Source organism: uncultured Campylobacter sp. (genome assembly GCF_937997535.1).
In the GTDB taxonomy this organism is placed as follows: domain Bacteria; phylum Campylobacterota; class Campylobacteria; order Campylobacterales; family Campylobacteraceae; genus Campylobacter_B.
The window spans coordinates 1-11,888 of the sequence record NZ_CALKTT010000059.1 but is presented as its reverse complement, the minus strand read 5'-3'; the positions used below and the strand labels follow the sequence as shown (position 1 = coordinate 11,888).

Annotated in this window: 12 protein-coding genes; 8 read left to right on the top strand and 4 right to left on the bottom strand. The window is 46.3% G+C overall.

The window, feature by feature from the left end; genetic code table 11:
- The first annotated feature begins 673 nt into the window (after positions 1-673).
- Positions 674-865 (top strand): hypothetical protein, encoded by a 192-nt coding sequence (locus tag Q0117_RS05580; protein ID WP_297923577.1) that lies wholly within the window; start codon positions 674-676, stop codon positions 863-865.
- A 422-nt stretch (positions 866-1,287) separates the two neighbouring features.
- On the opposite strand, the gene Q0117_RS05575 is transcribed toward Q0117_RS05580, so the two are convergent.
- Together Q0117_RS05575 and rpe are read right to left on the bottom strand one after the other, a co-directional pair.
- On the bottom strand, positions 1,288-2,094 hold the full coding sequence (locus Q0117_RS05575; protein ID WP_297923575.1) for a 3'-5' exonuclease: 807 nt from the start codon (positions 2,092-2,094) through the stop codon (positions 1,288-1,290).
- A gap of 21 nt (positions 2,095-2,115) precedes the next feature.
- On the bottom strand, positions 2,116-2,757 hold the full coding sequence (rpe, locus tag Q0117_RS05570) for a ribulose-phosphate 3-epimerase (RefSeq protein ID WP_297923573.1): 642 nt from the start codon (positions 2,755-2,757) through the stop codon (positions 2,116-2,118).
- A gap of 144 nt (positions 2,758-2,901) precedes the next feature.
- On the opposite strand from rpe, the gene rpmB reads away from it, so the two are divergent.
- The 4 genes from rpmB (at position 2,902) to Q0117_RS05550 (ending at position 5,905) form a co-directional block, all read left to right on the top strand.
- The gene (gene rpmB, locus Q0117_RS05565) at positions 2,902-3,093 is read left to right on the top strand and encodes a 50S ribosomal protein L28 (protein ID WP_297923571.1); all 192 of its coding nucleotides are present in this window, start codon (positions 2,902-2,904) and stop codon (positions 3,091-3,093) included.
- Positions 3,094-3,111: 18 nt separating this feature from the next.
- On the top strand, positions 3,112-4,242 hold the full coding sequence (locus tag Q0117_RS05560) for a potassium channel protein (RefSeq protein ID WP_297923568.1): 1,131 nt from the start codon (positions 3,112-3,114) through the stop codon (positions 4,240-4,242).
- The gene (gene argJ, locus Q0117_RS05555; protein ID WP_297923566.1) at positions 4,235-5,428 is read left to right on the top strand and encodes a bifunctional glutamate N-acetyltransferase/amino-acid acetyltransferase ArgJ; all 1,194 of its coding nucleotides are present in this window, start codon (positions 4,235-4,237) and stop codon (positions 5,426-5,428) included. Before Q0117_RS05560 ends, argJ begins: the two co-directional genes overlap by 8 nt.
- Before the next feature lie 246 nt (positions 5,429-5,674).
- Positions 5,675-5,905, top strand: a complete 231-nt coding sequence (locus tag Q0117_RS05550) for a YdcH family protein (protein ID WP_297923564.1) — start codon at positions 5,675-5,677, stop codon at positions 5,903-5,905.
- Positions 5,906-6,581: 676 nt separating this feature from the next.
- On the opposite strand, the gene Q0117_RS05545 is transcribed toward Q0117_RS05550, so the two are convergent.
- Both Q0117_RS05545 and Q0117_RS05540 read right to left on the bottom strand, forming a co-directional pair.
- Entirely contained in the window at positions 6,582-7,022 is a 441-nt protein-coding gene (locus tag Q0117_RS05545) for a hypothetical protein (protein WP_005873131.1), read from the bottom strand.
- Positions 7,023-7,158: 136 nt separating this feature from the next.
- The gene (locus tag Q0117_RS05540; RefSeq protein WP_295152447.1) at positions 7,159-7,512 is read right to left on the bottom strand and encodes an HTH domain-containing protein; all 354 of its coding nucleotides are present in this window, start codon (positions 7,510-7,512) and stop codon (positions 7,159-7,161) included.
- Positions 7,513-7,625: 113 nt separating this feature from the next.
- On the opposite strand from Q0117_RS05540, the gene Q0117_RS05535 reads away from it, so the two are divergent.
- The 3 genes from Q0117_RS05535 to Q0117_RS05525 all read left to right on the top strand — a co-directional run.
- A complete protein-coding gene (locus Q0117_RS05535; RefSeq protein ID WP_297923561.1) occupies positions 7,626-8,552 on the top strand; it encodes a zinc ABC transporter substrate-binding protein in 927 nt (308 codons plus the stop codon).
- 3 nt (positions 8,553-8,555) lie between these two features.
- Entirely contained in the window at positions 8,556-10,718 is a 2,163-nt protein-coding gene (locus Q0117_RS05530; protein WP_297923559.1) for a DUF1007 family protein, read from the top strand.
- Between the two features lie 241 nt (positions 10,719-10,959).
- Positions 10,960-11,888: DUF3137 domain-containing protein (locus Q0117_RS05525; protein WP_297923557.1), on the top strand; the 929-nt coding region annotated here is incomplete at its 3' end.

The window sequence follows — 11,888 nt, the reverse complement described above, 5'->3', positions numbered from 1 at the left end:
CAAAATTTAGCCCGCGTCGCCGAACAAGCGGTGCGATTGTTTCTGCTCGGACGCGGCGCTAAATAGGGCTTTTAGGCTGAAATTTTAAGGCGCATCCGCTAAAACTCGAAGCGGGTACGGCGAGTGTGGGCAGGGATACAGCGCGGCGGCGGCTCGCGGCATGCAACGCGGCGAAGAAACGAAATTTTAGTAGGGATAAATTTTCGTGCTTTTGAAAAACGCGGCGCAGCCTTGACGCAGATGCAGCGCTCGTGCGGCTTATAGCACAAAAATATGCGTAATGAGGCGGACTAGCGGCGACGGCTCGCAGCAGGCGGATGCTGGTCCATGACGCACATGCACGGCAAGTAAATACCGCGCGCAGCTTACGATGGGCAACAGAATTTCATCCGCCGCAGTCTGCGGCAAGCGGATAAATTTTGCATTAGAGCAAAACCGAAGCGGAGCTTTGCTGAAATTTTAGCGCGTTTGAAAAGGCGGAGACGGTTAAGCGACGACGGCGCGGCAGCGGACCGCGTGAAATTTTACTTTACTGCGCAAGCATATACGCTAGGAATGATTTAAAATCCATTTTTTAATCAGGCGACTTGCTAGCCCTCACAATACAACCTCAAGGCGTGATTAAAGCAGATAGAATTTTAAAATTTAACGCCATATTCGCAGCCTATGAGATTTGCAACGTAAATTTAAAAGCAGCTATCCTCTTTTAAAATTCCGTTTAAATTTTAGCCTACGATATGTCCGTCTTGAGGCGGAAGGACAGCTCAATCGCAAGATCGCGCTTCTTGCAAAGATGGCGTTCCCAAGCAGCGGCACATTACTCTGCTCGCTCGCAAAGCCCGCCAGCCATCCGATGACGCTTTGATTCGGAGCGGGGCGCGTCTGCATAAAATTCGTATTATTAGGATCGCGGGTTTACTTATCACTAAATTTAGTGTAGATTCGGCTACCGCGCGCCGCTACGACAGGGCCAGGCTTTCATTAAATTTACCCCGATCGCGCTGTGTTTTATGATAAAAATTTATAAAATTTCATTTGTAATCGGCGCCGCAGAATTTTATAAAATTCTATAATTGGAATTTAAAGCATCGAATTCGCGTCGCGTTCGCTTAGGCTAATTTTAAAATTTAAATCGTGCGACGCCTTGGGCGCACCGGACACGATTGCAAGCGCTAGCAATTGCACAAACAGACCGCAAAACCGATCTTACGAGCGCACGTAAAATTTAACTCTCAAACGGCGGTGCGAAATTTCACTAAAATTTCATCTCTTAATTCGGCGCGGGATTTATAAAATTTCGCTCTCGCTAGGTCCTGAAATCTGCGGCTTAGGCAGCGCCAGGCTCTTTGCGGTTTTGCTAAAAAGTATCAGATCCTCGGTGCTTTGCACGCTCCACGGCAGTCGCGAGAGCGCGAATTTGAAAATTTCAAAGCAGGAAACGGCGTCGCTAAATGCGCGGTGGTGGACGTTTTGTACGCCTAAAAGCTCTTTTAGCGAGCCGAGCCCGTATCTTTGCGCCTCGATCGTGCGGCGCGCGAGCTCGACGGTGCAGAGCCTGCGATTTAAAAGCATCCCGAAGCCGCATTTTTGCAGGCTTGCGTCGATGAAGCCGTAGTCGAATTTGACGTTATGCGCCACAAAAACGCTATCTCCTAAAAACAGTCTAAACCGCTCCAGCACGCTAGCTAGCGGCGGCGCGCCCACTAGATCGTCCGCGCGGATACCGGTAAGCTCCGTGATATTTTCGGGCACGGCGGGCGCGTAAACGAAGCTCTCGAAGCAGCCCAGCTCCTGCGTGCCGCGCGTTTTTATCGCGCCGATTTCGATGATCTGGCCGTTTGAGAGCCCGCCGTTCGTTTCGATGTCCACGAAGCAAAAAATTTCATCCGAAATATCCGTCTCGCGGGTTTTGAGCGTGATTTTGCCGCTATCTAGTTTTATTATCTCTATGCCCAGTGCACGCCACATCGAAAGGTCTTTGGGCTCGAAAAGCTCGGTAATTTCGGCAATATCGCTTGCTTTTGAGATAAAATCGTAATAATTTATGCTCTTTTGAGCCAGTAAATTTATTAAATTTTCGATTCTATGCGTCAAAATTTTACCCCTGTGCCGCGCCTAAATTTTAAGCGCACGGATCGCCTCCGCGTAGTCGTTTGAAGAAAATATGTAGTTGCCCGCTACCACGACGTCGGCGCCCGCTTCGTCGATATCTGCGATATTGAGCCCGTTTACGCCACCGTCGACCTCGATGAGGCATTTAGCACCTTTGCGATCGATCAGCTCGCGCAGCTGCTTTATTTTTTCAAGAGCCGAGGGGATAAATTTTTGCCCTCCAAAGCCCGGATTGACGCTCATCAAAAGCACCATATCCACTTCGCCCAAGATAAACTCCAGCGCGCTAAGCGGGGTGTGCGGATTCAGCACGACTGCGGGCGAGACGCCGCTATGGCGAATATGATCTATGAGGCGCAACGGATGGGTCTCCTCCTCGATGTGGAAGCTAAGAAATTTTGGCTTTAGCGGCAAAAAAAGATCGACGAAAAACGGCACGTTTTTAACCATTAGATGAATATCCAAAGGCTTGCTGCTTGCCTTTGCCGCGGCGCTTACTACAAGCGGTCCGATCGTGAGATTGGGTACGAAATGCCCGTCCATCACATCCACGTGAATGAGATCGGCGCCCGCCTCGCAGACTGCGCGAATTTCCTCCGCAAGCCTTCCGAAATCCGCCGATAAAATGCTGGGTGCGACATACATTAAGATTCCTTTAAAATTTCAAGATGCGGAATTTTACTTAGTTTTGTCATAAATTTCGCTAAATTTGAACTGGGGCGAATTTTAAGCATAATTTGAAATTTTTTCGCTATAATCGCCATTTATTTTAATCACCAAGGATCTATTATGGCAAGAAGATGCGCGATAACCGGCAAAGGTGCGATGGTGGGCAATAACGTCAGCCACGCAAACAACAGGACGAAGAAGAAATTTCATGTAAATTTACGCAGCATACGCGTACAGCTTGAAGACGGCACGACCAAAAGGATCAAAGTCGCCGCCTCTACTCTAAGAACTATGAAAAAGCTATCAAAATAACCTCTTAAAGAGGAATTTATGTCTATCTTGGACAAGATCAAGCGATTCCTCGACTGGTCCGGCTCGACTAAGCCGGACATAAACCTCTACACGGAAATTTACGACCAGCTACGCCCATTCCGCTTACCGCTGATAACCATCGTACTGATGATGCTAATCGGCACGCTAGGCTATGTTTTTATAGCGGGTTTTTCGCTCGTGGACGCTTTTTATCAGGCGGGCATGACCTTTACGACGGTGGGTTTTACCGAAGTAGCGCCGATATCGCCCGCGGGTAGAATTTTTACCGTCTTATTCATCCTCATGGGCTTTGGAACCTTTTCGTTTTGCCTGGGCGTCGTCGTCGAGGTCATAAAAAACGGCAAACTTCAAAATTTACTTAGGGAGCAACGAATGATCAATAACATCGCAAGGCTCAAAAACCACTACATTATCTGTTACAACAACATCTACTGCGCCGAGCTTGCCAAGCAGTTTCGCGAAAATCATCTGCCTTTTGTCGTGATCGATCCCGATCCCGCTCTAGCCAAAATCGCCGAAGAAAACCGCTATCCATATTTTATCGTAGGCGAGCCGCACGTAGAAACCACGATGCTAAAAGCGCATCTGTCATCTGCAAAATCCGTCATTACACTAAGTCCAAATTTAGCCGATAATATCGCAATAATCTCGCTGGTACGCCTATACGAAAAGGAGCTTGGCCGCATCACCCCCTACTTCATCATGGCAAATAGCGATGATGACAGCGACACCGAGAGGCTAAAAAAACTCGGCGCAAATTCTATCGTCTCGCCATCCAAACTCGCCGCACAAAGGCTCTCTGCGATCAGTGTGCGTCCTGATATGGAAAACATTTTGGAGCGGTTTTTGTATAAAAAAGACTCTCTCATCGATATTGAGGAGATCACGGTGCCCGATTTTTCGTGGATCCGCTTCAAGCGTCTAAAAGAAACTCGCTTGCGCGATTTTACAAACGCCGACGTCGTGGGAATCAAAGAGCCCAACAGCCGCTTCATTCCGATGCCGGATGGCGACTACCTCATCGGTACTGGGGTGAAATTTTTAGTCATTGGTACGGCAGAGGGCATCCGTAACACCAAAAAACTCATCCGCAGCAAATACAAGCCGCAGGAGATGAGATATGTTTAAAATCACTAAGCTCGATGGCGGCTTACAAAACGTCGGGGGCTTTTATTTTGACGGCGTAAATTCGGGCTTTAAAAAAGAGGGGAACGATCTAGGATTTATCCGCGCGGACGAGCCCTTTGCCGTAAGCGCGATCTTTACGAGCAATAAATTTCAAGCTGCGCCGATTAGGCATTTCAAAAGGGCGCAGGAGCGCGCGGGCGGGGAGCTTAAAACAAATTTTATCCTCGTAAATTCTAAAAATGCAAATTCGATGACCGGGGAGCAAGGCATCGCCGATATCGATGAAATTTTTAGCGAGCTTGGCAAAAAAATCCCTCTGATAAACCCCGTCATGAGCTCGACCGGCGTCATCGGATACCGCCTCAAAAAGGAAAAAATTATCACCGCCGCGCAAAATTTTGACCTCTCGGCACGAAACTCGAACGCCCTAGCCACCGCCATTATGACGACAGATACGATAAAAAAGGAGCTTGCATATGAAATTTCTTTAGAAAACGGCGAGAAATTTCACATCGCAGCCGTTTGCAAGGGCGCAGGCATGATCAATCCCGCGCTTGCGACCATGCTCTGCTTCGTCCTAACCGACGCAAAAATACCGCGCGCGGATATGGACGAACTACTAAAAAAAGCAGCGGAGCAGAGCTTCAACACAGTAAGCGTCGACGGCGACACCTCCACCAACGATACGATTATGCTCTGCAGCAGCGCCAAATGCGCCTACGAAAAGGAGGCCTTCGCGTCCGCGTTAAACGCCCTGACGCGCGAGCTTGCGCTAATGCTGGTAAAAGACGGCGAAGGCGCGACCAAGCTGGTGCGATTTAGAGTAAGCGATGCCGCAAACGCCGAAGACGCCCGCACGGCGGCAAAGGCGCTAAGCAATTCGCCGCTTGTTAAAACGGCGATCTTCGGCGAAGACCCGAATTGGGGTCGCATAGCCTCCACCATAGGCGCCTGCGGTATCGAATGCGATGAAGAAAAGCTGCGTATTAAATACGACGACGTGCTGCTTTATGACGCACAAAATCGCGAACTGGACGCCGCTCGCGAGGCCGCGGCCCACGCCATAATGCAACAAAAAAGCTTTACGATCTGGTGCGATTTGGGGCTCGGAGATGGCGAGTTTAGCGCATACGGCTGCGATCTTAGCTACGACTACGTAAAAATCAACGCGGATTATAGATCATAAAGATTCACAGCTTACTCTTTCATAATAAAAATATCGTCTCGAAAATAGCGAATAGCAGCAGGGCTTTAAAGCTCTGCCCTAAAATTTTATCATTTAAATTTGCCTGTTTTAAATTTTTAAATACTAAAATTTTACCTCTTAAAATTTGGAATCTCATGCGTGAAATTCAGTCTAAATTTGATAGCTGAAATTAGGTTTTAAGCGCTTTATTGATATACTTAAATAAATTTTTCAAAGGAGTAAAGCATGTTTCATGAATACAGAGATTTAATCACTGAGTTAAAAGGCAAAAACGCACGATTTGATTCGCTTTTTGAGAAGCACGACGAGCTGGATCACAAGATCGCCGACGCGCAGGCCGGCAGAGTGCATATGAGCGATCTGGAGATCGATGCGATGAAGAAGGAAAAGCTTCACATAAAAGATGAGCTAGGCAGCTTGCTAGCGCAATATAAAGCCGAAAAGGCAGATAAATAAAGTTGCTTGCGGCGAAATTTAGATGCAGCAGAGTGCTAGCAAGGCTTATTTCGCCGCTAAGCTTTAATCCGCAGAATTTTCTAATCGCAATAAGTTTACCGCTTAAGTTTGCCTCGCACGATAGAGATATTAAAACAGCGCGCCAAAACGAGTTAAAATTTACGCCGCATCGCCTTGCAGCCTGGCTCTTAAATTTTACTTCGCAGCGAGCATTTTCTAGTAAATTTCAAATCTTGCGTTTTGCTTATTGCGGGCGCAATACCTATTTTTAAAATTCCGCATTTCAAAGGAATCTGAAGTAGCGCTAGAATTTTAAATTCCCGTTCGCGCTAGCCGCAAAATTTCAAATTCGCAGACTCCAACCAAGCGCTAGTTTATGTTAGAGCCTGCTTTAGTCGCTCCACGAAATTTAGCCAAGCTTGCTTATTTTAACCCGCTTCGTTGAGCTTTAAAAATTTAGATTATTTCTTTGATCGTATCGGATAATGCCTGCCGGCACGGAATTACTCAAGCCGCCCTATTTGCTATATACACAATTAAAAGCGGCGCTAACGCGGAATTAAATAGTATAAGTTTGCGATCTACAAAAGGTATGAAATTTAATCATAGAATTTTAAGCGCCAAGAATTTGCGATAGAATTTCGCCGCGCAAATCAAATCCCAAAGCTAGCCTAGCCTACTCGAAAACCTTTGCTTCTAAGCCATGTAGCCTTTGCAAGCCGATATCGATATATTCGTTAAGCTTCTCATTATTTTCCAGCAATTTGTCGTAATAGCTCTTGGCTCTTTCTCTCGCGGTCGCATCAGGCTCGATATACTTTAGCCCACTTTTGAAAAATCCTTTGGATTCCACAAAATAGATCGAGTGGATCTTCTCGCAGTGCGATAGCCCTGCTTCAGTGTAGTTTAAAATCGATTCGTACGCGATGTTGCCTAACAGCTCCTGCAGCCTATTTGCGGGATTTTTAAAAAATTCGGCGAACTCCTTATACGGCGTAAAAACCTGATCCAGGTTTTTCATCGCATCGCCGTAGATACCCTTTTTCAGGCGAAACATCGTCATTTCTTGAGAACTTACAAACTTCTCTATTGCTTTTATCGTATCGTTTTTATTCACTGAATTTTTCCCTTTTAAAATATGAAACGCTCGGATTATATCGTTTGTTTTATAAAAATCCGTTAAAAATCGGTTAAATTTTGCCCTAGCGTTTTAGCCAAATTTCCTTGAGTGCTTTTTATTAAAATTTCCCGCCTCAGCCGCCGCACTTCTCGCACAATCCTCGCACAAGCACGCTTTTGACATTTTTTTGTGGCAAAGCAGGCATCGAAATCTCCTCCATTTTATGGCAGCTTTCGCAGACAAAATACGCTTTTGCGCCGTCGGTGAGCTCATAAAAGCTTTTATGATTATTTTCGCTGGTAATTATCAAATTTTTCTCTTCCAAAAGCGCTATATTGCGATATATCGTGGTTTTATTAGCACCCGTTTGTTCTACTAGTTCATCATAGCTTACCGGGCATTTTTTCTCGCTTAGGATCTGCACGATCTGCACTCTAAGCGCTGTAGGAGCGATATCGTGACTCGCTAAAAAATCTTTGGGATCCATTTTACGCCTTTTTTAAAATTTAAGCGATGATAGCGAAATTTAGATAAATTTATATTAAGTTGCAACTAAGTTGCTTTTGATATACTTCCGCAATTTTTTTGGAAAGGAATTTTATGAAAAAGCTTGTTTTCACGCTTTTAGCAGCTAGTTGCGTAGCATTCGCCAAACCTACGGTCACCACGACCATACTTCCTACGAAGTATTTTGTTGAACAGATCGCAGGTGATACTCTGCAGGTAAATACGATGGTCGGCAAAGGCGCTGATCCACACACATACGAGCCTAAGCCTTCGGAGATGAAAATGTTAGAAAATAGCGATCTGTATTTTGCAGTCGGTATAGAATTTGATGAAGTCTGGCTACCAAAGCTTGCCGCATCGTATCCGAAGATGAAGATAATCCGCACCGAAGATGGCATCACTAAAATGGCTATGGCAGAGCATCACCATCACGACGAACATGATCATAGCGCGCATCATGATGATCACGATCATGACGCGCATCATGAGCATGGCGACAAAGATCACGAAGCGCACGAGCACCATCATCATCACGACGGCTTAGATCCGCATATCTGGCTCGATCCGCAGCTTGTAAAAATTCAAGCTAAAAATATTAAAGACGCGTTAACCAAACAGTATCCTAAGGATGCTAAAATTTATGAAGCAAATTTCGATAAATTTGCTAAAAAGCTTGACGAGCTGGACGCTTACGCAAAGCAGAAATTAGCGGGCGTCAAGGGAAAGAAATTTATGGTTTATCATCCGTCTTGGGGCTATTTCGCGCATCGATACGATTTAGAGCAGATCGCAGTCGAAGTGGAGGGCAAAGAGCCTAAGCCTGCGGATTTAGCCGAGCTGATCGAGGAAGCCAAAGAGGAAAAGATCAAGGTGATTTTCGTCGCACCGCAGTTTTCCAAAAAGGCAGCGCAAACCATCGCCGCGCAAACGGGCGCAAAGGTGATGGAGATCGATCAGCTGCCGCTAGATTGGTATGAGACGATGAAAAAGACGATCGACGTTTTCGGAGAAAATTTGTAGTTGATGAAATTTATTAAAATTTTAATTTTATCCGCGATCTTTAGCTCGCGGATATTTGCGTGCGCTCTGTGCGCCCTATACACGCCTACTGCGCACGTTAGCATCACTCCCGTCGCACAAGACGGCAAGATCGTGAGTCTGCATTTTTCGTGGCTTTTCTCTCAAAATTTTACCGACGTCATAATGCAGACCTACGATATAAATTCCAACGGCAAGCTTGAAAATAGCGAGCTTGCCGAGATAACTAAGGCGATGACCGATTATCTAACCCCTAAAAACTACCTTTGCGAGGCGGAATTCTACGATCAAGCGCCAAAAAACGCAAAGCCCGCACTTAGCAACCTCGTAGGCATGCAGATCAAGGGAAATTTTAAAAACGCAATAAGCCTCGTTAAAAAGGGCAGACTCGTGTTTGAATTTGATCAAAAGGTCGGCTTCGAGCTGCAAAATAACCGCGTTCTTAAAATTTCCATTAACGACGATCAGGGATTTTTCAATTTCAAAATGCTTGACGACAAGCCCATCAATCTGGGCGAGGGCTTTGTAGCGAAGCCTAATTCAAATTTAGCCACCACCTTTATAGAATTTAGCGGCGAAAAGCCAAAAATCGCAGATAAAAAACCGCTGATTTCAAGCGCGCCGAACTCCGATTTAGCGCAGAGCGAACTTACATCTAGCGAGCAGAGTCTTGCAGGCTCAGAGGATAAACTTGCGCAAGGCGGGCAAGCTAAACCCAATGCCAGCTCAGCACGCAGATCAAACCAAAGATCCGTCGGCGACATCGTTTCGGAAGCTGCAGCAGAGGCGCAAAAAAATATAGCCGCTTCGGATACCATCGCGCAGATTAATAAAGCCGCAAAAAAGGACGTGCAGGCAAAAGGTGGCCCCGCAAATTCTGCAGCGCTTGCAGATAAAGGTGCGGGCGAAAATTTTGCTGCGAGGCGAGATAATTCTTTAAATTCCGCGCATTCTACGCAAGATCTCGCGACGCCGCCCGAGGAGAGTTCTTTAAATTTAGCGCAAAATGAAGCGGAGAAAAATGGCGCCGTATCCGACAGCGACGATATTTCAAGCGAGCAGCACAAAGAGGTCTCGCTGGGATTTGTCGCGCAAAAGACGATGGATTTTATGAAAAGTCTCAAAACGGCGTTTCGCGCAAGCAGCGAGCATGCAAGCGCGAGCACCATCCTATGGGTCTTAGCGCTTTCTTTCATATACGGCTTTTTCCACGCGGCAGGCCCAGGGCACGCGAAGCTGCTAACGGCGAGCTATTTCTTAGCCCATGGCGGCAGCTACGTCAAGGCCTTTGGGTTTGCCCTTAAAATCGGGCTTCTGCACGTACTAGGAGCGCTCGTTTTAGTAAGCGCGAGCATGTTCGTGCTGCAAAACGTCGCAGGCATAGTTTCTGCAAACTCCGCCTCGATCACCACGAAAATTTCGGCGCTTCTGATCATCGTCATAACCGCGCTCATCATCTACGACAAAGCTCGCCGTGTAAGATCGGGCGCCCACCACGATGCGGGCTGCTCCTGCGCCGCTTGCACTTCCGCCGCAAACACCGCAGAGACGGACGCTCACTTAAAAAATACGGTATTTGCAAATGCCGGGGATTCCGCTGGCGCAGCGTCAAAGAGCCATAAATTTTCTAAATTTAAAACCCCTAGCGGCGAATCCGCACAGTATTTAGATACTGAAAATTCGGGCGCCGCAACGGCAGAGTTAAATTCGGATTCAAATTTAGCCGCAAATTTACAAGAAAACTCGTCTAGCCAAAACGAGCAAAAAAAGGCTTTAAATTCTGCAAATTTCAAAAACCAAACCTCATCTCGCTCGCTGCAAAATGGCGCGACTGGCGGCGGCGAGAAAGGGCGAGAGTGGCTTATCGCGCTTGCGGCGGCACTCGTGCCCTGCCCCGGCACGATCCTTATTTTTGTGCTTGCCTTCAGCCTCGGAAGCTTCGCGCTTAGCGTCGCAAGTGCGCTTTTCATCGGTTTTGGAATGAGCGTCGTGATATTTTTAGCCGCGCTTTTCGGCGCGAAAGCAAACGAGCTTAGCTCAAAGCGGCTCGTAAGCCTGAAGCTTTACGTCGAATTCTTGGGACTTTTCGTGATGTTCGGGCTCGGGATTTTTATGTATTTCCTCTCAGACAACCTCAGGGTGCTGTGATCGCAAAATTTGAACGCAAATTTACAAAGGCGGCTCGCGTGAAATATAAGTTTACGCGATACGTTAAATTTTAAATCCGGTGCGGACATAATTTCAAAGAGTAAGATTTTAGAATTTACGCCGCACGGACTGCATAAATTAGGCTCCGATCTCGACTATTTAATTATACGGCGGAATTCGCTCTTTATGAATTCCGCTAAATTTCGCTACAATACGGGCGAAATTTTTCTCAAGGATAGATATGTCGCCTGCTCTGCAAGATGCTATTTCACAGACTTTAACCGAACAAAAAGCGTGTGCTAGAGCTTTTAATAAATATTACTACCTCTGCATAGCCGCCTTTCTTGCGATCCTGTTCGTAGCAATGTATCTAGATGGCGTCAAAGCGGATACTCCTTTGATAAAAATTGCCGAAATTTTAGGTACCTTAATTTTTCTTCAGATCTTTTGGATATTTCTTCTTCATTGTGCCGGTCAAGAAACTGAAGCAGAAATTCGCTACTACAAATTTTATAAAGAGATATTCGTCCGCGCCGTAATAAACGATATAGATGCCGGTTTAAAATACGATCCATATACCGGCATGCAAGGAGAGGAATTTCAAAAATTTAAAATTTATAGGAAATCTAGGATCAAAAGCGAGGATCGGATTACGGGCGCGAACTGCGGGATTAAATTTAGCCTCAGCGAGGTACATAGTAATAGTAGGTTTTACATGGGAATGGATAATCCGCTCATAGCGGCGATTATGTTGATTAAAGTATTCTACGATAACTATATGGACTTTGACGGCAATGTACTGATCTGCGAGCTCGCGAAAAAAACTTCGGGCAAAACGATAGTGGTAAGCAGGGAGCTAAACGCCAAGATCTTCGGCGAAAAAGAGATGATGGACGATGTGGATTTTATGCGCGATTTTCGCGTGTTTGCGGATGACAAAGTAGAAGCGCGCTATTTGCTAACGCCCGCGTTTATGGAGCGTCTGCGCGAGATAAATCGCGGGGCGAGCGGCGAGTTTAGCTTGAGCGCGGTATTTATGGATGAGCGCTTATATCTATTTTTAAACGGTGCGCCCGATCTTTTTGAAACTACGCTTTTTGGTAGGCCCGCTAGCATAGAGCTCGCGCGCGAATACCAAACGCAGATCCGCAAAATTTTAAGCCTAATCGA

Coding starts and splice junctions, on each gene's coding strand:
- Q0117_RS05550 (WP_297923564.1), top strand. CDS start 5,675: ATGTTTCATGAATACAGAGATTTAATCACTGAGTTAAAAGGCAAAAAC.
- argJ (WP_297923566.1), top strand. CDS start 4,235: ATGTTTAAAATCACTAAGCTCGATGGCGGCTTACAAAACGTCGGGGGC.
- Q0117_RS05535 (WP_297923561.1), top strand. CDS start 7,626: ATGAAAAAGCTTGTTTTCACGCTTTTAGCAGCTAGTTGCGTAGCATTC.
- Q0117_RS05540 (WP_295152447.1), bottom strand. CDS start 7,512: ATGGATCCCAAAGATTTTTTAGCGAGTCACGATATCGCTCCTACAGCG.
- Q0117_RS05530 (WP_297923559.1), top strand. CDS start 8,556: ATGAAATTTATTAAAATTTTAATTTTATCCGCGATCTTTAGCTCGCGG.
- Q0117_RS05560 (WP_297923568.1), top strand. CDS start 3,112: ATGTCTATCTTGGACAAGATCAAGCGATTCCTCGACTGGTCCGGCTCG.
- rpe (WP_297923573.1), bottom strand. CDS start 2,757: ATGTATGTCGCACCCAGCATTTTATCGGCGGATTTCGGAAGGCTTGCG.
- rpmB (WP_297923571.1), top strand. CDS start 2,902: ATGGCAAGAAGATGCGCGATAACCGGCAAAGGTGCGATGGTGGGCAAT.